Below are 20,983 nucleotides of genomic sequence, written 5' to 3' on the forward strand. Positions count from 1 at the left end.
AGATGAGCCATAAGCCCTGATCCACAGGGCACGGAGAGCACCCTTGGAAACCCTCGCCGTTGTTCTGCAAAAGCCCGAGCATCTGATCCTCGATCGGCTCGAGCTGTCGCCGCCCGGGGCCGAGGATGTCGTTGTCGACGTTGCCTGGAGCGGCGTCAGCACCGGAACCGAGCGTCTGCTGTGGTCCGGCGACATGCCGGCTTTTCCGGGCATGGGCTATCCGCTGGTTCCCGGTTACGAGTCGGTCGGCTGGGTCACCGAGGCAGGCAGCCGGTCCGGCGCCAGGGTCGGCGAGTTTGTCTTCGTTCCCGGCGCGCGCTGCTTTGGCGATGTCAGGGGTCTTTTCGGCGGTGCCGCGGCGCGCCTGGTGGTGGCCGGTGAGCGGGTGATCGCGCTGGACGCCGGGCTCGGCGAGCGGGGCGTCCTCATGGCTCTGGCAGCCACCGCTCACCATGCCATCGTCGACGGCATTCCCGATCTCGTCGTCGGACACGGTGTCCTGGGGCGTCTCGTCGCGCGTCTGGCCCTCATTCTCGGCGGGACGGCACCGACGGTCTGGGAGCGCAGCCCGGCGCGCCGACAGGGCGGTGAAGGCTATGCGGTCGTCAGCCCCGACGACGATCCGCGCCAGGACTACACCAGGATCTGCGACGTCTCCGGCGATCACAGCCTGCTCGACAGTCTCATCGGCCGTCTTGCCCCCGGCGGGGAGATCACCCTGGCCGGCTTCTACAGCCAGCCCCTTTCCTTCGCCTTTCCGCCGGCCTTTATCCGCGAGGCGCGGATCAGGGTTGCGGCGGAGTGGCGCGACGGCGATCTGGCGGCCGTCAGCGGCCTCGTCCGGTCGGGGCGGCTTTCCCTGGAGGGTCTGATTACGCATCGCGAGGCAGCGGCGCAGGCCGAGCCTGCCTACCGCACCGCGTTCAACGACTCCTCCTGCCTGAAGATGGTTCTCGATTGGAGGCATTGCCAATGACCAAGACCCAGGGTGCTTCGGGCACGGCCCTTCTGTCTTCCGAGTCCGCCGTTGCCGAACCTCGCACGACGGCGGAGATGGACGCGCGCCTGCGCGTCGAAGCGGCCAAGGATCCGGACCCGGTCTCCACGGCGCCGGTGACGAAGGAAACCCAGATCATCGCCATCTACGGCAAGGGCGGGATCGGCAAGTCGTTCACCCTGGCGAACCTCTCCTACATGATGGCGCAGCAGGGCAAGCGGGTGCTGCTCATCGGCTGCGACCCCAAGAGCGATACGACGTCGCTTCTGTTCGGCGGGCGCAGCTGCCCGACCATCATCGAAACCTCCTCGCGCAAAAAGCTTGCCGGCGAGGAGGTCCAGATCGGCGACGTCTGCTTCAAGCGCGACGGCGTCTTCGCCATGGAGCTCGGCGGTCCGGAGGTCGGCCGCGGCTGCGGCGGGCGCGGGATCATTCATGGCTTCGAGCTGTTGGAGAAGCTGGGCTTCCACGACTGGGGCTTCGACTATGTGCTGCTCGACTTCCTGGGCGACGTGGTCTGCGGCGGCTTCGGCCTGCCGATCGCCCGGGACATGTGCCAGAAGGTCATCGTCGTCGGCTCCAACGACCTGCAATCGCTCTATGTCGCCAACAACGTCTGCTCAGCGGTCGACTACTTCCGCAAGCTGGGCGGCAACGTCGGCGTCGCCGGCATGGTGGTCAACAAGGATGACGGCGCCGGCGAGGCGCAAGCCTTTGCCGAGGCAGTGGGCATTCCCGTACTCGCGGCGATCCCCGCGCACGACGACATCCGGCGCAAGAGCGCCAACTACGAAATCGTCGGCAAGCCCGGCGGAGACTGGGCCCCCTTGTTCGAAGAGCTCGCCCAGCAAGCGGCCGAGGCCGGGCCGCAGACGCCGGCGCCGCTGACCCAGGACGCCCTGCTCGGTCTCTTCGCCAGCGAAGCGGTGGGGCGCGACGTGGTGCTCGATCCGGCCACGCCGGAAGATATGTGCGCGGGGGAAGTTCTCGAGAAGCCCTCCCTCGAAGTCGTCTACGAAGGGGTCTGATCGCGATGCGCCCCTATGATCGTCCGCCGACCAAGCCGCCCGACGCAGCAGCGCCGGAAAGCGGTGCGGGTGGCTGTCATGGCGGCCAGGAAACCCTGCTGAACGCCGCCAGGGCGGCCGGCAAGACGGCGGCCTTGGAAAGGCTGGCCAAGGACTATCCCAAGGGCCCCCACGATCAGCCGCAATCCATGTGCCCGGCCTTCGGCTCCCTGCGTGTCGGACTGCGCATGCGGCGCACGGCGACGATCCTCTCGGGTTCGGCCTGCTGCGTCTACGGCCTGACCTTCACCTCTCACTTCTATGGCGCGCGCCGCACCGTCGGCTACGTTCCCTTCAATTCCGAGACCCTGGTCACGGGGCAGCTCTACGAGGACATCCGCAACGCAGCCGCCGAGATGGCCGATCCGGAACTCTACGACGCGGTGGTGGTCATCAATCTCTGTGTGCCGACGGCCTCGGGCATCCCGCTCGACCGTTTGCCGCGCGAGATCGAGGGCGTGCGCATCATCGGCATCGACGTGCCCGGCTTCGGCGTGCCGACGCATGCGGAAGCCAAGGACGTTCTGGCCGGCGCCATGCTGCGCTACGCCCGGTCGGAAGCGGAACAAGGGCCCGTGCAGCGGCCGCGGCGCCAGGGTGAGCCGGAAGCCGCCGAGCGTCCGACGGTCACCTTGATCGGCGAGCTCTTCCCGGCCGATCCGGTCGGAGTCGGCGCGTTGCTGGAGCCGCTCGGCCTGGCTGTCGGTCCGCAGCTGCCGTCGCGCGAATGGCGCGATCTCTATGGCGCCCTGGACTGCCGCGTGGCAGCGGCAGTGCACCCCTTCTACACGGCGTCGGTGCGCGAGTTCCAGGCCGCCGGACGGCCGGTCGTCGGCTCGGGCCCCGTGGGCGTCGAGGCGACCGCCGACTGGCTGCAGGCCGTCGGGGCGGCTGCCGGGGTTGCGGCGGAGCGCGTCGATGCCGCCAAGGCGCAGAGCCTGGCGGCGATCCGTGCGGTGCTGGCCGCTAATCCCATCAAGGCCCGCATCACCGTGTCCGGCTACGAAGGCTCCGAGTTGCTGGTCGCGCGCCTGCTGATCGAGGCCGGGGCGGAAGTCCCCTATGTCGGCACCGCCTGCCCGAAGACGCCCTGGAGCGAGCCCGACCGCGCATGGCTTGCCGCGCAGGGAACCCATGTGCAGTACCGCGCCGCGCTGGAACAGGACTTGGCAGCCATGCGCGAGGTGAAGCCCGATCTCGCGCTCGGAACCACGCCCCTGGTGCAGGCGGCCAAGGAAGAGGGCGTGCCGGCGATCTACTTCACCAACATGGTCTCGGCGCGCCCGCTCTTCGGGCCGGCCGGGGCGGGTGCGCTGGCCGGCATCGTGGCGGCGCAGACCCGCGGCCGCGAACGCTTCCGGCAGATGACCGCCTTCTTCGACGGGGTCGGCAGTGGCGATGCTGCGGGCTACGGGCCGCGGCCCTCCAAGAAAGGGACCTCCAAGGCGGCCGCGACCGAAGCCTCTTCCGCGCCGGCGAAGGCCCCTGCGCGCAGCACCGCGAAGCCCAAGGCGCCAGTAAAATCCGAGGCGCCAGTAAAATCCGAGGCACCAGTAAGACCCGAGGCACAGGCGAAGCTACAGCCTGCCGTGCAGGAAGGCGGTTGACCATGCTGGTGCTCGATCACGACCGAGCGGGGGGCTACTGGGGCGCCGTCTATGCATTTTCGGCGGTCAAGGGTCTGCGTGTGGTCATTGACGGACCCGTCGGCTGCGAGAACCTGCCGGTGACCGCGGTCCTGCACTACACCGACGCCTTGCCGCCCCACGAACTGCCTGTCGTGGTGACGGGCCTGTCCGAAGACGAGCTCACCATGAGCGGGACGGAAGAGGCGCTCCGTCGGGCCAGCGGCACCCAGGACCAGAAACAGCCGGCCGTCGTGGTCACCGGCTCCATCGCCGAGATGATCGGCGGCGGCGTCACGCCCGAGGGCTCCAACCTCCGGCGCTTCCTGCCGCGCACGATCGACGAGGATCAGTGGCAGAGCGCCGACCGCGCCCTCTACTGGCTGTGGTCGGAGTTCGGCGGCAAGAAGGCCGCGAAGCGGCCGGCGAAGCCGCGCCCCGAAGGCGCCAAGCCCCTGGTCAACATCATTGGGCCGATGTACGGCACCTTCAACATGCCCTCGGACCTGGCGGAGATCCGCCGCCTGATTGAAGGCATCGGCTGCGAGGTGAACCTGATCTTTCCCCTGGGCGCCCATGTGAAGGACGTGCCCCGGCTTGCCGATGCCGCAGTCAACGTCTGCCTCTACCGGGAGTTCGGACGCCAGCTCTGCGAGGCGCTGGACCGGCCCTATCTGCAGGCGCCCATCGGCCTCTTCGCGACGACGAACTTCCTGCGCAAGCTGGGCGAGCTGACCGGCGTCGACCCGGAGCCCTTCATCGCCGAAGAAAAGCACGGCACCATCAAGCCGATCTGGGATCTCTGGCGTAGCGTGACGCAGGACTTCTTCGCCACCGGGTCGTTCGCCGTTGTCGCCTCTGCGACCTACACCCGCGGCCTGAAGCGTTTCCTGGAGGAAGAGATGGGGGTGCCCTGCACCTTCTCCTTCGCCCGCACGGCCGGCAAGAAGCCGGACAATGCTGCGGTCCGGACGGCGCTCAGAGAATCGCCGCCGCTGGTGCTTTTCGGCTCCTACAACGAGCGCATGTACGCCGCCGAGCAGGGCTGCCGCGCGGTCTACATTCCGGCATCCTTCCCCGGCGCAATCGTGCGCCGGGCGACGGGCACGCCCTTCATGGGCTATGCCGGTGCCACCTATATCGTTCAGGAATATTGCAACGCGCTCTTCGACGCGCTCTTCCACATTCTGCCGCTAAGCAGCGACCTCGACCGGGTGGAGGCGACGCCCGCGCGCGGGGCGCAGGCAAGCGCCTGCCGCTGGAGTGCGGAGGCCCGCTCTGCGCTGGAAGCGCATCTGGAGCGGCAGCCCTTCCTGGTGCGCATCTCGGCCGCCAAACGCCTGCGCGAGCGCATCGAGACCGATGCGAAGGGCGCCGGCGAAGCGGAGGTCGGCGTCGAGCGTGTGAAGCGCTCCCTGGCCGCGACGGCGGAGGGACAGAGCGCATGACCCGGACTTTCTCCAGACACGACCCTGCCTGCCGGCCCGCCGATCGCGGCCGTGGCCGGCGTGCAGCGGTCCCCGAGCTCTTGCCCGGTACTGCCGGGCAGAGGACTCGTCATGGTGTTCTCGCCGTGACGAACCCCGCCGCGTGGGATGAGCGCGGTAACGGCCATTCGGCCATCCTTGTTGGAGGCCATTCGCATGGCTAACGGCGAAAGGAGCGGCTCCCTGTCCGGATTGACGGAGAACGAAGCCAGGGAATTCCACAAGTATTTCATGCAGGGATTCCTGTATTTCCTCGGGCTGACGATCATTGCCCACATCCTCATCTGGATCTGGCGTCCTTGGTTCTAGGTCCAGATCAGAGAAGGAGAGAGAAATCATGTGGAGAATCTGGCTTCTGTTCGATCCGCGCAGGGCGCTGATAGCGATCCTGGCGTTTGCGTTCTTCATGGTGCTGGTGAACCACTTCGTTCAACTCAGTACCGAACGCTACGGCAGCTGGCTCAACGAACCGGCCCAAACCAGCATCCAGTGATCGCTGGGCCTTTGGCAGCGGGCGCGCCCTTGAAGGGCCGTCCGCTGCCAACCCGCCGCCCGCGGCGGCTTCAAGTTCAGGGCGACCCAAAGGAGAGGCACGCCATGGCAATGCTCAGTTTTGAAAGGAAGTACCGCGTACGCGGAGGAACGCTGATCGGCGGCGACATGTTCGACTTCTGGGTCGGTCCCTTCTACGTGGGCTTCTTCGGTGTGACGACGGTCTTCTTTGCCGCTCTGGGCACCGTGCTGATCATCTATGGTGCCAGCCAGGGGCCGACCTGGAACCTCTGGCAGATCAACATCGCGCCGCCGGACCTTAAGTATGGATTGGGACCGGCCCCGATGATGGAAGGCGGCATCTGGCAGATCGTCACCATCTGCGCCATCGGCAGCTTTGTCTCCTGGGCGCTGCGCGAGGTGGAGATCTGCCGCAAGCTGGGCATCGGCTACCACGTGCCGATTGCCTTCAGCGCGGCCATTCTGGCTTACGTGACGCTGGTGGTCATCCGCCCGCTGCTGCTCGGCGCCTGGGGGCACGGCTTCCCATACGGAATCTACAGTCACCTCGACTGGGTGTCCAACGTCGGCTACCAGCACCTGCATTTCATGTACAACCCGGCGCACATGATTGCGGTCACCTTCTTCTTCACCACCACCCTGGCGCTCTCACTGCACGGTGCGCTGGTGCTCTCGGCGGTGAATCCGGCCGAGGGAGAAAAGGTCAAGACGCCGGAATACGAAGACACCTTCTTCCGCGACACCATCGGCTACTCCATCGGCACCCTCGGCATTCACCGCCTCGGGCTTCTGCTCGCCATCAACGCCGGCGTCTGGAGTGCCATCTGCATCGTCATCTCCGGACCGTTCTGGAACCGCAGCTGGCCGGAGTGGTGGGACTGGTGGCTGAGACTGCCGATCTGGTTCTAGGGAAAGGCAAGGGACCATGGCTGAGTATCAAAACATCTTCACACGCGTTCAGGTCCGCGCTGCTCCCGATCTCGGGGTCGACCTGCCGCGCCACGACACCGACCGCGCAGGCAAGCCCTTCTTCGCCTACTGGATCGGTTGGCTCGGCAATGCCCAGATCGGACCGATCTATCTCGGCTGGACCGGCATCGTTTCACTGCTCTTCGGCTTCGCCGCCATTGAGATCATCGGCCTCAACATGGCCGCCTCGGTGAACTGGGATCCGATCGAGTTCGTCCGTCAACTGCCCTGGCTGGCGCTCGAGCCGCCGCCGCCGGAGTACGGCTTCGCATTCCTGCCACCGCTTTCCGAAGGCGGCTGGTGGGTTATGGCCGGGTTCTTCCTGACCATTTCCATCCTGCTGTGGTGGGTGCGCACTTACCGCCGGGCCCGCGCCCTGGGCATGGGCACCCATGTCGCCTGGGCCTTCGCATCGGCCATCTTCCTCTTCCTGGTGCTGGGCTTCATCCGCCCGGCGCTGATGGGGAGCTGGTCCGAGGCCGTGCCCTTCGGCATCTTCCCGCATCTCGATTGGACGACGGCCTTTTCGCTGCGGTACGGCAACCTGCATTACAACCCCTTCCACGCACTCTCGATCGTCTTCCTCTACGGTTCGGTGCTGCTCTTTGCCATGCACGGCGCGACGATCCTTGCGGTCAGCCGCCTCGGCGGCGAGCGCGAGATCGAACAGGTGACCGACCGCGGCACGGCATCGGAACGGGCGGCGCTGTTCTGGCGCTGGACCATGGGCTTCAACGCCACGATGGAATCGATCCATCGCTGGGCGTGGTGGTTTGCGGTGCTGACGCCCCTGACCGGCGGCATCGGCATCCTGCTGACCGGCACGGTGGTCGATAACTGGTATCTCTGGTCGGTGAAACACGGTGTGGCCCCGCCTTACCCGGACATCTTCCAGGGCATGGGCGACCCGGCGATGGGAGCAGGGCAATGAACATCTGGACCGGATTGCTGGCGGTGGTCGCAGCCTTTCTGACCGTCGCCATGTTCGCAATGGCCGACTGGGACCTGCCGCCGGTGGACAACAACCAGACCGGCTTCCGCGGCACCGCGATGGTGCAGATCGGTGACATCGAGCGCCTGGCCGAGGGCGTTGCGGCGAACCAGGTGCCGGAGCCGCCCTGGGAGCTTGACACCAGCGGCCCGCGCGCATCGGAAGTCTACGAGAACGTGCCGGTGCTGGGGCATCTCAGCTCCGATCAGTTCGACCGTCTGATGGCCGCGATCACCGAGTGGGTCTCGCCCGAAGAGGGCTGCGCCTACTGCCACAACGAGGAGAACCTGGCCTCGGACGATGTCTACACCAAGGGCGTCGCACGGCGGATGCTGCAGATGACCTGGGACATCAACACCAACTGGACGGACCATGTCGCCCAGACCGGCGTCACCTGCTACACCTGCCACCGTGGTCATCCGGTGCCGCAGAACGTCTGGTACAAGGAGGAAGAGCCCGGGCCGACGGGCGGCTGGGCCGGCTATACGGCCGGGCAGAACACCGTTTCCGTTGGGCTGACCTCAATGCACACCGACCCCTTTACCGCGCTGCTGGGCGACTACGGTGAGATCCGCGTCGAGGGACTGGACGCTCTGCCGAGCGATCACGTGGTTTCGATCCAGGATACCGAGCGCTCCTATGCGCTCATGATCCATATGTCCGAGGCCCTGGGGGTCAACTGCACGTTCTGTCACAACACGCGCGCGGTCCAGGAGTGGGCGCAGAGTACCCCGCAGCGCATGACCGCCTGGCATGGCATCGAGATGGTGCGGGCCTTGAACATCGAGCATCTCGATCCGTTGCAGCCTGTCTTCCCGCCGAGTCGGCTGGGGCCCTTGGGCGATGTCGCCAAGACGTACTGCACGACCTGTCACCAGGGGGTTCAGAAGCCGCTGAACGGCGACAGCATGTTGGGCGACTTCCCTTCCCTGAGCGCCGCGCCGCCTTGAGCGGCTCTCTCTGAGCAGGGTGCCTTGGACGACGGCCCGCCCGAAGGCGGGCCGTCGCTTGACCCCGCCGGCCGGCTCGGCGAAGCTCGTCTTTGCAAGAAGCCGGTTGAGGTGTACCCGATGGATGGGCAGAGAGCGGATCCGGGTTTTACCGCAGGGGAACGTCGCACGCGGCGCGGCGGTTCTATCGGCGCGCCGGGTCTGGCGGACAGCTTGAAGGAACGAACCCGGCTCCTGCATCGCCAGGCCGAGCGTTCTGGGATCATCGCGGACATTCTGCGCGGCACTGCCAGCCAGTCAGGCTATGTGCTGTTGCTGCGCAACCTGCACAGGGTCTACGGGGCGCTGGAGCGGTCTCTCGAACAGGTGAAGGCGGACCCCGTCATTTCAGGACTGGCCGATCCTGCCGTCTACCGTGCCGAAGGCCTTGCGCAAGATCTTGCCGCTCTCTTTGGAGCAACCTGGCAGTCGTCGTTGCCGGTGCTGCCCGCCGCCGACCACTACGCCCAGCGCATCGAAGCGGTGGCAGAGAGCGATCCGGCGCGGCTTCTTGGCCACGCCTACACCCGCTATCTCGGCGATTTGAACGGCGGACGCGTGCTGCAGCGCCTGCTGGCCCGCAACCTGGGCCTGCAGGCCGGATGTCTTTCGTTCTACGACTTCGCGGGGGTGGGCGATCTCGAGCGGTTTCGAGGCATTTACCGCGAGAGGATCAACTGCGCCCCCTTGGCGCCATCGCAATTCCACGCGGTGCTCGACGAGGGCACGCGGGCTTTCCAGGATAGCATCGCGCTGTCTTTGGCCGTTCGGGCCGCAGCGCCCTAGAGCGGATCATGAGCCGCAGACTTCCGGCGGCTAGTCCTCCTCTCCCGGCCCGTCTCTGTCTTCGCTGTCGTCGTCCACCATGGCATGCCACATCAGGTGCTCCAGCAGCTCCTTGGAGCGCGCCACGGAGGCCTGAACACTCTCGAGCTTGGACGGAATCTTCGCCAGTTCCATGCTGTCGGTGATCTCGAGCGCGGCAAGCTGCGCATTGCCGACGACCGAGGACAGCAGATTGCGGTAGAGCAGATCGGACTTCGAGTTGAGCTGCAGCCCGTGCATCTGATGGCGTCCGATCAGCCCTTCCTGGAACTGGCGGCGGGCGGTGTCTGCGGCTTTGCGCTCGGTCAGGTCGGTAAACATGAAGACGAAGCCGAGCAGATGATTGGGCGCGGAGATCACCGCATCGGCACGCACACGCAGCGGCGTCGTTTCGTCCCCCTGGACGGAGAGGACAACCTCACCGCGCCAGGTGCTCTGATGACGCAGCAGGTCGTCGAGACTGCGCCTTACCGCGTTGGGGTTGGTGAAGAGCGACGGGAGGTCGTTGACCGTGGTCAGTTCTTTGCCTGGGTCCTTCAGTAAGCGCCGGAACGCCGAGTTGATCAGCAGGATGCGGCCTTCCGGAGAGGCCGTGATCACCGGTTGTTCAGAGAGCTTTACCTTGTCGCTGACCTGATCGAGCTGCTCCTGGGCGATCACCATGCGCACCGAGCGGAACTGCAGAACCACGTCGGCCAGCGTGTCGCCGATCAGGCGTGCCGTGTTCAGGTCGGCGGAGGTCCAGGGGTCGGCCGTGCCCTCGACGACCTCGTGCCATTGAGAGAAGGAGCGCCGCGGTGAAAGATCGGAGGGGTCGTTGCCGACGATGACCGGCTTGAAGGGATTGCCGCCCCAGGTGACCGTGCGGATCCGCTCCGGCCGGAACCACAACAGGTACTCGCCGGGAACGCTGGAAAGGGGCATCGCCAGCAGTCCGCTGGCCACCGGCGTCAGGGATGCAAAGGCAGGCTCTTCGCGGCCCAGCGAGGTCGTGGTGATCTGACCCTTGCGCGCATGGCGGTCGAGCCAGTTGCCGATGCGGCGCAGCTCGCGGGTTCCCGGCACCTCGCCCGTGGTCCGCACCTCGCCCTCGAACAGCAGGGCCGCGCCACTGGCGTCGAGGGGCTGCAGCAGAGAACGGCTATGTCCGAACAAAGCGGACTGCCAATCGCCGTCACGTGAAATCGCCTCGACAAGACGTTGTTCGAGACGCTGGACCATGAGCTCCGCTTCGGCCTGCACGAAGCTCTCAAGAGCTGCGAGGCGCGTCGCGATGGTTTCCGCCAGAAGCTCGACGACAGCGCGGGTCTCGTAGGGAACCGGGCGCGGTGCGTAGTGATGGCAGGCAATGAGGCCCCAGAGCCGGCCGGCAACCATCAAGGAGGCGACCAATGTTGCGCTGACGCCCATGTTCTGCAGATACTGAATGTGGATCGGCGACATGCTCCGCAGCGTGCAGAGCGACATGTCGAGCTCGCCGCCGGTCAGCGGCGAAAGCCCCGGCCGCAACGGCACCGGTTCGTAGTCCACGTCGACCAGCACCCGTACGCGGTTGCGTTCGTAGAGCCGCCGGGCGATCTGCGGAATGTCGGATGCCGGGTAGCGGTTTCCGAGAAAAGCTTCCAGATGCTCCTCCCGGCGTTCTGCGAAGACCTCGCCATGCCCCTCTTCGTCGAAGCGGTAGACCATGACCCGATCGAAGCCGGTGAGCGCCTTGATGATGCCGGCGGACTCGCTGCAGAGCTCGGCCAGGGAAGCGGCTTCGAGGATCTTGCGCAGCGAGTCTTCGAGATGCTGGGACAGGTTGAGCGATGCGCCGGCCTCTTCGAGCTCGACGATCAGTCCGCCTTCCGGCGGGCGATGGATCAGGCCATCGAATTCCTGTGCCGGCGAGCCCAGGTGGCATCGGACGGCAATCGGAATGCGATCCATGCGGTCGCCGAGGTGGCGCCGGACTTTCTCGGAGAGATCGCCCTGCAGTTCGTCGAGCGTCGCGCCGACAAGGGCCTCATGTCCAAGGAAGTCGCCGGCGTTTGCGCTGGCTTGAACAACGCGCAGCTCCGGTTCCCGGAGCACGAGAAGCGCGCCATGGGGCTGAATCGAACCCGCCAGATGGATCTGTTCGCGCTCGCAGTTCGAGAGATCGGCTTCGCCGAAGGCCGGTGTCGCGGGCTGTTGTTCGGACACGCTCGCGGGGGCGCCGGCTACGCTTTGGTGTCTGACGGCGGCGGTGTGCCGCCGTCCATCGCGTAGCGGTTCAGCTTGGCATAGAGGCTCTGGCGGCTCAGGCCCAGGAGTTCGGCCGCGGCCGTGCGGTTGCCGTTGGTCAGCTCAAGCGCCGATTCGATGTAGTGCCGTTCGACAACGCCGACCGTATCCTTCACGAGGTCGCGCAGGGACGTGTTGCCGATCTGCTCGGTGAGCGTACTGACCAGCGTGCTGAGTTCCCGGCCTTGGGTGCTGTTCACCAGGCGCCGGCTCACGTCGCGGATAAGGACCCCGATATGCTGGGGATCGCCGTCCCTGTCACCGCTGGCGGAGAGCTCGACCTCGGTTTCCAGGCCCAGATCGCCGTGCACGGTCGTCGAGAACAGCCTGACCGTCCCATGGAGCTGAATGTTGGCCAGCAGGACAGTCAGATCTGCGCCGGGCCGCCACAGCCAGCGGCTGAGCCGCTCTCCGACGACAACGGCTTCGGAGCCGGCCTGAACCAGGTCGAGGAAGGCCTGGTTGGTCCGCAGGACCGTGCCCTGCTTGTCGAGCACGACAAAGGCATCGGGAACCCGCGCGATGAGGTCGGCAATCGGCATCGTATCGTTGACGAGGCTCGCAGGAGCCTCGGCAGAGACGGGGGAGAGCTGAAGCAGGTACATCGGGCCCGGTCCAGCGGTCATCAGGGACGCGCGGACCAGCCAGGGTGTCTGGTCCTGGCCCATGTGGATCATAACGGCGGGCGCTTTGCCCTGATCGCGGACCCTCTGCAGCATGTCCTCGAAATGCTGGCGCTCCTTCGCCGCGATCTCGGCCAGGAACTCGCCGCCCTGGGCCGACACGCCGAGCCCGCGGATCGCGACCGGATTGGCCTCCACGATATGCAGGTTCGAGGCACGGATCAGGAGCACCGCCTCGTTCGATGAGTCGAAGAGCAGTCGATAGCGGGTCTCGACTTCACGAAGCTTCCAGTAGTCGCGCTCCATGGCCTGCTGCGCGGCCACGAGGCGGGACTGCAGTTCGGCCACGGCCTGCAGGTTGCGCCCGATCGCGACCAGGCCCTGGTTGTCGCCAAGGCGCACCGCCGTGTACTCGATCGGCAGCTTCAGCCCGCTGGGAAAGTGCTGGTTAAGCTGGCGAAAGGCGGAGATCCCCCGGTCCCGCGCGTCTTCCAGCATGTGCTTGATCTTGTCGCCGCCGACGTCGCCGACCGTCTCGCTCCAGGCCCGCCCGCGCAGGCTCTCGACATCGCTGTCAGGGATCGCGGCGGAATGGGAGACGCGCTGGATGGTCCCCTCCATATCCAGATGGATGGTTATGTCAGGTTGTGCGACGTTCAAGCCTTCCATAATGACTCAATCTCATGCGCTGTCGAAACCGGGCCGGCTGACTGCGGCTGCCATGGGCGGGACGCAAACCACCCCTGCCGGTAGACCCTCTTCGCAAGGCGCCCCTCGGCACAGCCACGAGCCGTTGCTCTAAACCAATCCCCCCTCGCGCACAGGTCTTATATTTCACGACCTGCTTATGAACCCACTTCTACAGACCGTGGTCCTGTCTGTCCATAAATGTGGACAGCGCCTGTCAGACTACAAGCATAATTTACTGAAATATTTGTGAAATCAACATCATAGCAGTCAATTCGCCTGACCGCATTTGGTGTTGGCGCGCTCGTGATGCAACCTATAATACCGGCAGCCAATTGCGGTGCCCGCAACGCTCCGAGTGCCGGCTGTCTCAGGCGGCCTCTCTGACCAGGGCGAACTCGGACCAGATCTCGCTCAGGGCCGAGACAAGGCGTTCCATGTCATCGTCGCTGTGCAGCGGCGAGGGCGTCAGCCGCAGCCGCTCGGTGCCGCGTTCCACGGTCGGATAGTTGATCGGCTGGACATAGATGCCATAGCGCTCCCAGAGCAGATCGGTCACCGCCTTGCACTTGCGAGGGTCGCCCACCAGTACGGGAACGATGTGACTCTCCGACGGCATGACCGGCAGCCCCGCCTGCGTCAGCATCCATTTCAGGGTTGCGGCGCGCTCCTGGTGGCGCGCGCGTTCCGCCTTGCTGCGTTTCAGATGGCGGACCGATGCCAGGGCGCCGGCGGTCACGGCGGGGGGCAGGGCGGTGGTGAAGATGAAGCCCGAGGCGAAGCTGCGGACGAAATCGACCACGGCGGCCGAGCCGGAGATATAGCCGCCGAGCACGCCGAACGCCTTGCCGAGCGTGCCTTCGATGACCGTCAGGCGGTCCATCAGCCCCTCGCGCTCGGCGATGCCGCCGCCCCGCGGGCCGTAGAGACCGACCGCGTGCACTTCGTCGAGGTAGGTCATGGCGCCGTATCTCTCGGCCACCTCGCAGATCTCGGCGATGGGTGCGACATCGCCATCCATGGAATAGACGGATTCGAAGGCGACCAGCTTGGCGCGTCCGGGCTCGATGTCGGCCAGCTTGCGTGCCAGATCCTCCGGGTCGTTGTGCTTGAAGATGCGCTTTTCCGCACGCGAGTGGCGGATGCCCTCGATCATGGAGGCGTGATTCTTGGCATCGGAAACGACAACGCAGTTGGGCAGGCGCGAGGCCAGGGTCGTCAGCGCGGCCCAGTTCGACACATAGCCCGAGGTGAAGAGCAGCGCGGCCTCTTTGCCGTGCAGGTCGGCCAATTCGCGTTCGAGCAGGACATGATAATGGTTGGTGCCCGAGATGTTGCGCGTTCCCCCGGCGCCGGCGCCGCAGCGGTCGATCGCTTCGTGCATGGCCGCGAGCACGGCGGGGTGCTGCCCCATGCCGAGGTAGTCGTTGGAACACCACACCGTGACCTCACCGCAAGGGTCGCCCGGCTCCTCGCCGGGTTGGTGTGAAGGATGGCAGGTGGCGCGCGGAAAGCTGCCGGCCTGACGCGCCAGATCGGCGAATACGCGATAGCGTCCCTCCCGACGGAGATCAGTAAGCTGCTGGTCGAAGAAGCTCTGGTAATCCATTCTTCGTCTCCTCCTCGCTTTGAGGTTCGACAGGCCGTGTCCGAGCGGCTGGCCCGGAGGTGACTGTTGTGGCGGCCGCGGTGCAGGCTGCGGTGCCGGCGTCCGGCGCCGGGCGGTCCAGTTTCTGTCCGATGGCCACGATGCGCGGCTGTTCATTTTCGCCGGGGGCGCCGCCATGCGATAACGCCGCCTGATCCTCGTGGCCGTGCCCGTGATCTGTTTCGATGTCCCCGCTCGCGCCGAGATCCAGTGCGGCGAGGGTGCTCACCTGCTCGAGGTTGTGATCCTCCACGACACCGAAGGTGGCCGGCTCGGCATCGAGGGGCTGAGTCTTGCTGTGGGAGGAAAGGGCCCAGTTCCACAGGGAGGCAGTCGGCAGGGGAACCACCAGGAACCAATGCTCCAACACTGCCAGCGCCATCATGGTTGCCAGAAAGGTATAGCCGACCGCTTCAAAAGCGGTGGCTTCCGGCGCGATCGCCAGCTGAACCAGCCAGGTGAGGATCACCGTCGAAACGGTGATTGAAACCGGGAACAGCAGGTTCATCGGTTTCTTGGTCAGAAAGCTCTTCAGATACTCCAGATGCTCCGGCAGGAACTCCTCGTTCAGGTTGCGCACGCCCAGGAAGACGTTGAGCCTGGCGCTCTCGTGCATCCACCAGAGGATCATGAAGGTCCAGGTGCCGATCTGGTTGGCACCGTTCCAGGTAACCGCGACCACCAGCACCGCTGAGGCGATGATCGCGAGTTCGTGGTAGAGACTGGCCTGTATGGCGTGACCGAAGTGCTTCCAGCCGCGGCAACCCTTCGGGCAGGCTTCCTTTCGCGGGCCGGTTACGAAACCCATGTAGAAGCTGATTTCCTGCCAGCCCCAGGTCAGCAGGCCGAAGGTGAAGGCCCAGTAGGCCCCCGCGACGCTGGTGTCGTTCTTGGTGATGGCCAAGCCGTAGACCGACGCGGCGAGCAGCAGAGTCGCGCCGAGCATGCTCCAGCGGAAGGTGTGCCTGGGCAGGCCGTCCAGGTAGATGATCACGCCGGTGGAGAACCACCACACAAAGAGCGCGAAAATCACAGGGAGGCCGTATTCCATCATCGGCGTGCCTCTCGTTCGGTCCGGTTGCCGCCTACCACACCGGGTCCAGCCGGACGTTCTGCGGCAGCGCGTGCTTGCGCGTCGGCAGCAGGTAGAGCCGGGCGAAGGTCGCTGCGCCGGCAACGGCAAGGGCAGCCCGTTTGGCGCCGCCGACCAAGCCGCCTCTTTGCTTGGCGGCCTTGCTCGCCTCGGCGATGCGCCGCAGGCGCTCCAGACCGGCGTGGAAGGCAGGATTGTCGAGATCCAGGCTGACCGGGAAGATCTGCTTTGAGATCTCGGTGGTGATGCGGAAGACCGTGAAATCGAACTCGGTGGGATCGAGGCCGAGGGCGCGATGCAGCGCGGGCCGGGCATGATCGCGCACGTACATGGTTGCAAAGACGGCCAGCAGGAAGAAGCGGATCCACAGCTTGTTGCGGCCGCGCAGCAGGCGTGGGTCGGCACGCATGATCAGCGCAAAGGCTTCGCCGTGGCGGAACTCGTCGTTGCACCAGGCCTCGAACCACTTGAAGATCGGATGGAAGCGGTACTGCGGATTGCGTTCGAGCTGCCGGTAGATTGTGATGTAGCGCGCGTAGCCGATCTTCTCGGAGAGATAGGTGGCGTAGAAGATGAACTTCGGCTTGAAGAAGGTGTACTTCTTGGTCTTCTTCAGGAAGCCCAGTTCGATCCCGAGATTGAAGTCCTTGAGCGCTTTGTTGATGAACCCGGCATGGCGGGACTCATCACGGCTCATGGCGCCCATCAGCGCTTTTACGTCCGGGTTCTTCACCCGGGTCTTGATGTCCGAGTAGAGCACGCAGCCGGAGAATTCGGCGGTCAGGGAGCTCACCAGAAAGTCGAGGAACTCTTCCCGCAGGTCTTCGGGCAGCGCCTCGATGTCGACGTTGAACCGGGGGTCGCGGTCGAAGTGGTGGCGATTGTTGTCGGCCCGGAATTCCGCCATCAGGGCATCCCACTCGCTGCGCACCGAGCTGACGTCCAAGCGGTCCATGGCCGCGAAGTCGGTGGTGTAGAAGCGCGGCGAGATGAGGTCCTCGGTGACGGCTTGGCGGGTGGTGACATTGACGGCGTCGTTGATGTTGAGGTCGTCCATGGTGTTCTCCTTTGCGCTTGCGTCAGGCAAGCGTCATTGCGCAACGGTCTCTGCATAGAGCAGGGTCGCAAGCAGGCGCCGATTGTCCGGGCCGAAGGCTGACAGTTCGATTTCGCTGCCGGTTTCCCGGTCCAGCAGAGACAGCCGCCCGTCGCTCCAGCGCGTCAGGGTAAAGGGCGCGTTCGGGTCGCCACCGCGCAGCAGGCGCTCGCGCCCCAGGCCGCGGGCAATGCCCAGCAGGAAGCCGGCGCCTTTCGGATTGATCGCGGCGATACCGTTACTGTCCAGGACCACGACCTGGCCATCACTGCGCTGCTCGAAACGCAGATCCCGGCTCGCAACGGCTTCCGCCTCTGGCAGGCTGACCCGCCCGATGCCGCTCGTCTGGCCGAAACCAGCCAGCGCGATGGCGAGGATGACCATGGCCCCGGCGGCAAGCAGGACAGGCCGCGGAATGGTCTCGGTCTGCTTGTGGTTTGTGGTCATGGTGTGGATTCCCTATCTCAGGAGGCCGCGGCAATCAGCGGCGGGCGGGGCTGCTCCGCCGTCGGTTTGGCCTCGGGCTGGCCATCCACGGTCTCCAGGCCCGCAGCGGCCTGGGTTGCGATCAGGGTCCGGACCAGGAGGTCGGCGACGGCCTCAGGCTCCTCCAGGCAGCGCAGCATCGGCTGCGGCCGGGCGAGGTGCCAGGGGCGGGCGTTGGGCCAGAGGGCGAGGTAGGCGATCCGTCCATCACCAGAGAGCGTCATGGGAACGTCGCCGCTGCCGTCGCGGTGCAGCCGCTTGGCGAGGGATTCGATCTTCGCCAGCGGCAGGTTGACGGTAACGTCCAGGGCGATGCCGGATCGGATGACCACCCGCTTGTTGGTGATGGTGTAGACCGTCGAACGCGCGGAACCCCACGCCAGCAGGGCCGGTATGGCAACCGCGCCCAGTGCCAGCGGTAACGGCAGAAGAACGGCGACGGCAGCCATGGCAAAGCCGCCGCCGTCATGCAGCGTTGTCGCACCCTGCCAGAGCAGCAGCAACGTCACATAAAAGGCGATCTTCCGGACGTGGAAAACACGCCGGGCCAGCGAACGCCACGCGGGCGCCCCTTGCCAGAGGATCTCCTCTCCCTCCGGCAGGGTCTCGGGCAGGCCAGGGACGGGTTCGAACGCGAAATCGTCGTGACCGTGAGAATGGGCCGTCATAGCACCGGCTCCTGGCGTTGGGGCGTGGCATAGAGGTTGCCGCCGGCGTAGTAGGCACAGATGCGGTCTTCCTCCAGCAGGGTGATCTGCTCCGGGTTCGCCAGCGGCGGCACGTCGGCGAACTGCGCCGCGGTGATCGCGTTGACGCGGACCGTCCGGGCCCCGGACTTGCCGCCCATGCGCACGCAGGTCATGGGCAACATGGCGCGCCGCTGGCCTTCGGGGCCTGAAACCTCAACCTCAAGGTAGCGGATCAGCACCTCGGCACGATCGACCCAGGCATCCACCACGGTGCCCGCCGTCTGACCGTCGGCCGCCACGACCGGGCAGCCGCGCGGGTCGGGATCGCGCGGCTCCAGATAGAAGTTGCCGGCCGTCCGCAGAGGCACGATCTTCACCTCGCCTTCGGCGGTCAGGTCGGGCGTGTTCGAACGCTGTGCATAGGAGGCCGGCCCGACGGCGTCGGTCATCGGATTGCCGGTCGGCATCAAAGGCGCACCCGGGAAGTAGGATGCCGGCTCGGCGTGAATCGTCCGAGTGTCCGATTCGGTCCGCGGCGCCGTCACCGTGCCGCCGTGGTGCAGATGAAATGTCTTGGGGTCCGGCAGAGAGGGAAAGCCCTGGACGGTCACCCGGTCGGAGCGATCGGATTCCAGGGGATAGCCCTCGCGCTTGTCCTCGCGCCGCAGGTAGAAGATCAGCAGGGCGAAGAAGACCCAGAAGATATAGAGGGCAATCTGAGCGACGTCGATGTAGCTGGTAAATGCGCCGGTTGACATGACAAACCTCCACAAACAATCGGGTCTAGCCGGGGAACTCCGCCAGCCCGAAACGGTTTTTCGATTCCGCCCTGCGCCGGTCCTGCGCCCGTGCCAGCGGCCCCAGGGCGATCAAGGTGGCAAAGAGCAGTAGGATTTCCATGTGATAGACCGCGCCATAGCCGATGGCGGGACCGGTCAGAACCGGGCCCAGCGCGCCTGTGTCCGCGAGCTGCGAAACGACGTCCCGCAGGGCGCCGCCCAGGGCAATGGCCCCGCCCGCGCAGCAGGCCTGGACCGCTCCCCAGGCGCCGAGCGCGATGCCTCTGTGCGCGCCCTCGGCCAGGGCCATGATGGCGGTCAGCGTGCCGACGGCGAAGAGCCCGCCGCCGAAGCCGATCAGCGCCGTGCCGGCGCGGAACAGAGTGGGGGAGTTCAGGGGTGCGGCCAGGATGACCAGGGCAAAGGCCGCCAGGCCGGCGACGGCGCCCCAACCGGCCAGCCGCAAGGGGTCGGCGCCGCGGCCGAGACGGCGGGCCGCGAGGGCGAGACCGACCAGTGTGCCGCCGGCCAGCAGGGCGGTCAGCACCGTGGTCGCGCCGACGCTGAGGCCGAGGATCTGGCCGCCATAGGGCTCCAGCAGAATATCCTGCATGCTGAAAGCCGCGGTCCCCAGCCCGATCGCCACCAGCAGGCGCCGCACGCGGCCCTGGCCGATGAAGCCGCGCCAGGTCTGGGTAAACGCCGGGCGCGGCAGGGCCGGGTCGGTGCGCGCCGGATCGCGCGCCTCCTGCTGCCAGAGCGCCACGACGTTAAAGACCACCGTCACCACGGCTGCGCCCTGGATCACCTTGATCAGCTTTACCGCGTTGAAGTCGGCCAGCAGCGCCCCGAAGGCGAGGGCGCTGACCACCATGCCCAGGAGCAGCATGACGTACAGCAGCGCAACCACGCGCGGGCGCGCCTCCGCCGGTGCGAGATCGGTTGCCAGGGCGAGGCCTGCGGTCTGCGACATGTGAAGACCGATACCGACCATGAAGAAGGCCGCGGCGGCGGCGCCCTGGCCGACGATGGCCGGGACGTCGTAGTAGTTGTCGCCGGAGAGCACCAGCAGGGCGAAGGGCATGATGGAGAGCCCGCCGAACTGGATCAGGGTGCCGGTCCAGATGTAGGGCACCCGCCGCCAGCCGAGGACCGAGATGTGATAATCGGAGCGGAAGCCGATAAGCACGCGCAGGGGCGCCAGCATCAGCGGCAGGGCGACAGCCAGCGCGACGAACCAGGCCGGCACGCTCAGTTCCAGGATCATCACCCGGTTCAGCACGCCGGTTATGAGGACGACCGCCATGCCGACTGAGACCTGGAACAGCGAGAGGCGCAGCAGTCTGCCGAGCGGCAGCTCCGCCGTTGCCGCATCGGCAAACGGCAGGAAGCGTGGCCCGACCTGGAGCCAGCCGCGTGCCAGAACTCGCTGCAGGCTTCTCATGGGCGTCGCAACTCCAGGGCCTGCGAGGTGTAGAAACCGCTGGCGATGCGCTCGCTGCGGCCGGTTTCCCAGCCGTCCAACCGCTTGGCCCGCGCCAGGCGGCGCCGCAGGTCGATCTCCCGCAGGGGCTCGATAGCCGGCGCCCTGTTGCCGCGCGGAAAGAGGCGCCCGAGCGTATGCATCGCCGCCAGCGGTCGTGTGCGCGGCGCGAAGGTAAAGAGCAGGCTGCGCTGCGCCCTTTGCGAGAGGCGCGCCAGCATGTCGACCGTATCGCCCGCCTCGTAGTGGATCAGCGAATCCATGGCGACGACGTGATCGAAGGCGCCGAGTGCGGGGTCGGTCATGTCACCGACCTGAAAGCTAACTGATCCGGGGCCGAGGTCCTGGGGGCATCGGTCCTGGGCCAGTTGTACAAGCGTGAGCGAAAGATCGACGGCGGTCACGTCCGCGCCGCGCCGCGCCGCCTCGATCGACAGCGCTCCGGTGCCGCAGCCGGCATCCAGAATGCGCCGGCCGCGGAGATCCTCCGGCAGCCAGCTCAGCAGGGTGGCCCGCATGCGCTCTCGCCCGGCACGTACCGTCGCGCGGATGCGTCCGACCGGCGCGTCGGAGGTCAAGCGCGACCAGGCCTCTGCCGCCGTGCGGTCGAAGTAGGTCTCGAGCTCGCTGCGCCGTTCGAAGTAAGAGGCTGTTGCCATCGTCCGTCC

At 66.2% G+C, this 20,983-nt stretch carries 20 protein-coding genes; 10 read left to right on the top strand and 10 right to left on the bottom strand.

Going from position 1 to position 20,983, the window contains the following annotated elements:
* Positions 1-43: 43 nt before the first annotated feature.
* The 10 genes from bchC to Q0982_RS20270 all read left to right on the top strand — a co-directional run bounded on the left by bchC (position 44) and on the right by Q0982_RS20270 (position 9,424).
* Positions 44-976: a chlorophyll synthesis pathway protein BchC gene (bchC, locus tag Q0982_RS20225; RefSeq protein ID WP_299399029.1), complete on the top strand. Its 933-nt coding sequence runs from the start codon at positions 44-46 to the stop codon at positions 974-976.
* On the top strand, positions 973-2,025 hold the full coding sequence (locus Q0982_RS20230) for a chlorophyllide a reductase iron protein subunit X (RefSeq protein ID WP_322097079.1): 1,053 nt from the start codon (positions 973-975) through the stop codon (positions 2,023-2,025). Before bchC ends, Q0982_RS20230 begins: the two co-directional genes overlap by 4 nt.
* A 5-nt stretch (positions 2,026-2,030) precedes the next feature.
* Positions 2,031-3,671, top strand: coding sequence for a chlorophyllide a reductase subunit Y (gene bchY / locus Q0982_RS20235; protein WP_299399032.1), 1,641 nt, complete (start codon positions 2,031-2,033; stop codon positions 3,669-3,671).
* Positions 3,672-3,673: 2 nt separating this feature from the next.
* Complete coding sequence (bchZ, locus tag Q0982_RS20240; RefSeq protein WP_299399035.1) at positions 3,674-5,137, top strand: chlorophyllide a reductase subunit Z; 1,464 nt, start codon at positions 3,674-3,676, stop codon at positions 5,135-5,137.
* A 195-nt stretch (positions 5,138-5,332) separates the two neighbouring features.
* Positions 5,333-5,485 (top strand): light-harvesting antenna LH1, beta subunit, encoded by a 153-nt coding sequence (gene pufB, locus Q0982_RS20245; RefSeq protein ID WP_322097080.1) that lies wholly within the window; start codon positions 5,333-5,335, stop codon positions 5,483-5,485.
* A gap of 28 nt (positions 5,486-5,513) precedes the next feature.
* On the top strand, positions 5,514-5,669 hold the full coding sequence (pufA, locus tag Q0982_RS20250; protein ID WP_299399038.1) for a light-harvesting antenna LH1, alpha subunit: 156 nt from the start codon (positions 5,514-5,516) through the stop codon (positions 5,667-5,669).
* 104 nt (positions 5,670-5,773) lie between these two features.
* The gene (pufL, locus tag Q0982_RS20255) at positions 5,774-6,598 is read left to right on the top strand and encodes a photosynthetic reaction center subunit L (RefSeq protein WP_299399040.1); all 825 of its coding nucleotides are present in this window, start codon (positions 5,774-5,776) and stop codon (positions 6,596-6,598) included.
* A gap of 16 nt (positions 6,599-6,614) precedes the next feature.
* Positions 6,615-7,589 (top strand): photosynthetic reaction center subunit M, encoded by a 975-nt coding sequence (gene pufM / locus Q0982_RS20260; RefSeq protein WP_299399042.1) that lies wholly within the window; start codon positions 6,615-6,617, stop codon positions 7,587-7,589.
* Positions 7,586-8,599 carry a photosynthetic reaction center cytochrome PufC gene (gene pufC, locus Q0982_RS20265; RefSeq protein ID WP_299399044.1) on the top strand — a complete coding sequence of 338 codons (1,014 nt, stop codon included), beginning with the start codon at positions 7,586-7,588 and terminating at the stop codon, positions 8,597-8,599. Before pufM ends, pufC begins: the two co-directional genes overlap by 4 nt.
* A 24-nt stretch (positions 8,600-8,623) precedes the next feature.
* Positions 8,624-9,424 (top strand): heme oxygenase (biliverdin-producing), encoded by an 801-nt coding sequence (locus tag Q0982_RS20270; protein ID WP_299399046.1) that lies wholly within the window; start codon positions 8,624-8,626, stop codon positions 9,422-9,424.
* 30 nt (positions 9,425-9,454) lie between these two features.
* Here the strand turns inward: Q0982_RS20270 and Q0982_RS20275 are convergent, their stop codons facing one another.
* The 10 genes from Q0982_RS20275 to bchM form a co-directional block, all read right to left on the bottom strand.
* On the bottom strand, positions 9,455-11,650 hold the full coding sequence (locus Q0982_RS20275) for a GAF domain-containing protein (RefSeq protein ID WP_299399049.1): 2,196 nt from the start codon (positions 11,648-11,650) through the stop codon (positions 9,455-9,457).
* A gap of 17 nt (positions 11,651-11,667) precedes the next feature.
* Positions 11,668-13,023: a transcriptional regulator PpsR gene (ppsR, locus tag Q0982_RS20280; protein ID WP_299399051.1), complete on the bottom strand. Its 1,356-nt coding sequence runs from the start codon at positions 13,021-13,023 to the stop codon at positions 11,668-11,670.
* 388 nt (positions 13,024-13,411) lie between these two features.
* Positions 13,412-14,650, bottom strand: a complete 1,239-nt coding sequence (gene hemA, locus Q0982_RS20285) for a 5-aminolevulinate synthase (RefSeq protein ID WP_299399053.1) — start codon at positions 14,648-14,650, stop codon at positions 13,412-13,414.
* The gene (gene puhE / locus Q0982_RS20290) at positions 14,613-15,743 is read right to left on the bottom strand and encodes a putative photosynthetic complex assembly protein PuhE (protein ID WP_299399055.1); all 1,131 of its coding nucleotides are present in this window, start codon (positions 15,741-15,743) and stop codon (positions 14,613-14,615) included. Before puhE ends, hemA begins: the two co-directional genes overlap by 38 nt.
* A gap of 31 nt (positions 15,744-15,774) precedes the next feature.
* Positions 15,775-16,839 carry a magnesium-protoporphyrin IX monomethyl ester (oxidative) cyclase gene (gene acsF / locus Q0982_RS20295; RefSeq protein ID WP_299399057.1) on the bottom strand — a complete coding sequence of 355 codons (1,065 nt, stop codon included), beginning with the start codon at positions 16,837-16,839 and terminating at the stop codon, positions 15,775-15,777.
* Positions 16,840-16,872: 33 nt separating this feature from the next.
* The gene (gene puhC, locus Q0982_RS20300) at positions 16,873-17,325 is read right to left on the bottom strand and encodes a photosynthetic complex assembly protein PuhC (protein WP_299399059.1); all 453 of its coding nucleotides are present in this window, start codon (positions 17,323-17,325) and stop codon (positions 16,873-16,875) included.
* A 17-nt stretch (positions 17,326-17,342) separates the two neighbouring features.
* Complete coding sequence (puhB, locus tag Q0982_RS20305; protein WP_299399061.1) at positions 17,343-18,032, bottom strand: photosynthetic complex putative assembly protein PuhB; 690 nt, start codon at positions 18,030-18,032, stop codon at positions 17,343-17,345.
* Positions 18,029-18,811 (bottom strand): photosynthetic reaction center subunit H, encoded by a 783-nt coding sequence (gene puhA, locus Q0982_RS20310; protein ID WP_299399063.1) that lies wholly within the window; start codon positions 18,809-18,811, stop codon positions 18,029-18,031. The genes puhB and puhA overlap by 4 nt, the downstream gene beginning before the upstream one ends.
* A 25-nt stretch (positions 18,812-18,836) precedes the next feature.
* On the bottom strand, positions 18,837-20,276 hold the full coding sequence (locus Q0982_RS20315) for a BCD family MFS transporter (protein ID WP_299399065.1): 1,440 nt from the start codon (positions 20,274-20,276) through the stop codon (positions 18,837-18,839).
* Positions 20,273-20,974 carry a magnesium protoporphyrin IX methyltransferase gene (gene bchM, locus Q0982_RS20320; RefSeq protein WP_299399067.1) on the bottom strand — a complete coding sequence of 234 codons (702 nt, stop codon included), beginning with the start codon at positions 20,972-20,974 and terminating at the stop codon, positions 20,273-20,275. The genes Q0982_RS20315 and bchM overlap by 4 nt, the downstream gene beginning before the upstream one ends.
* Positions 20,975-20,983 lie beyond the last annotated feature (9 nt).

This window comes from Pelagibius sp. (genome assembly GCF_028281305.1).
Taxonomy (GTDB): Bacteria; Pseudomonadota; Alphaproteobacteria; order Kiloniellales; family Kiloniellaceae; genus Pelagibius.

What these genes read in the sequence shown, in the direction of transcription:
- Q0982_RS20230 (WP_322097079.1), top strand. Translation starts at nt 973, where the DNA reads ATGACCAAGACCCAGGGTGCTTCGGGCACGGCCCTTCTGTCTTCCGAG.
- bchY (WP_299399032.1), top strand. Translation starts at nt 2,031, where the DNA reads ATGCGCCCCTATGATCGTCCGCCGACCAAGCCGCCCGACGCAGCAGCG.
- bchZ (WP_299399035.1), top strand. Translation starts at nt 3,674, where the DNA reads ATGCTGGTGCTCGATCACGACCGAGCGGGGGGCTACTGGGGCGCCGTC.
- pufB (WP_322097080.1), top strand. Translation starts at nt 5,333, where the DNA reads ATGGCTAACGGCGAAAGGAGCGGCTCCCTGTCCGGATTGACGGAGAAC.
- pufA (WP_299399038.1), top strand. Translation starts at nt 5,514, where the DNA reads ATGTGGAGAATCTGGCTTCTGTTCGATCCGCGCAGGGCGCTGATAGCG.
- pufL (WP_299399040.1), top strand. Translation starts at nt 5,774, where the DNA reads ATGGCAATGCTCAGTTTTGAAAGGAAGTACCGCGTACGCGGAGGAACG.
- pufM (WP_299399042.1), top strand. Translation starts at nt 6,615, where the DNA reads ATGGCTGAGTATCAAAACATCTTCACACGCGTTCAGGTCCGCGCTGCT.
- pufC (WP_299399044.1), top strand. Translation starts at nt 7,586, where the DNA reads ATGAACATCTGGACCGGATTGCTGGCGGTGGTCGCAGCCTTTCTGACC.
- ppsR (WP_299399051.1), bottom strand. Translation starts at nt 13,023, where the DNA reads ATGGAAGGCTTGAACGTCGCACAACCTGACATAACCATCCATCTGGAT.
- hemA (WP_299399053.1), bottom strand. Translation starts at nt 14,650, where the DNA reads ATGGATTACCAGAGCTTCTTCGACCAGCAGCTTACTGATCTCCGTCGG.
- puhE (WP_299399055.1), bottom strand. Translation starts at nt 15,743, where the DNA reads ATGATGGAATACGGCCTCCCTGTGATTTTCGCGCTCTTTGTGTGGTGG.
- acsF (WP_299399057.1), bottom strand. Translation starts at nt 16,839, where the DNA reads ATGGACGACCTCAACATCAACGACGCCGTCAATGTCACCACCCGCCAA.
- puhC (WP_299399059.1), bottom strand. Translation starts at nt 17,325, where the DNA reads ATGACCACAAACCACAAGCAGACCGAGACCATTCCGCGGCCTGTCCTG.
- puhB (WP_299399061.1), bottom strand. Translation starts at nt 18,032, where the DNA reads ATGACGGCCCATTCTCACGGTCACGACGATTTCGCGTTCGAACCCGTC.
- puhA (WP_299399063.1), bottom strand. Translation starts at nt 18,811, where the DNA reads ATGTCAACCGGCGCATTTACCAGCTACATCGACGTCGCTCAGATTGCC.
- Q0982_RS20315 (WP_299399065.1), bottom strand. Translation starts at nt 20,276, where the DNA reads ATGAGAAGCCTGCAGCGAGTTCTGGCACGCGGCTGGCTCCAGGTCGGG.
- bchM (WP_299399067.1), bottom strand. Translation starts at nt 20,974, where the DNA reads ATGGCAACAGCCTCTTACTTCGAACGGCGCAGCGAGCTCGAGACCTAC.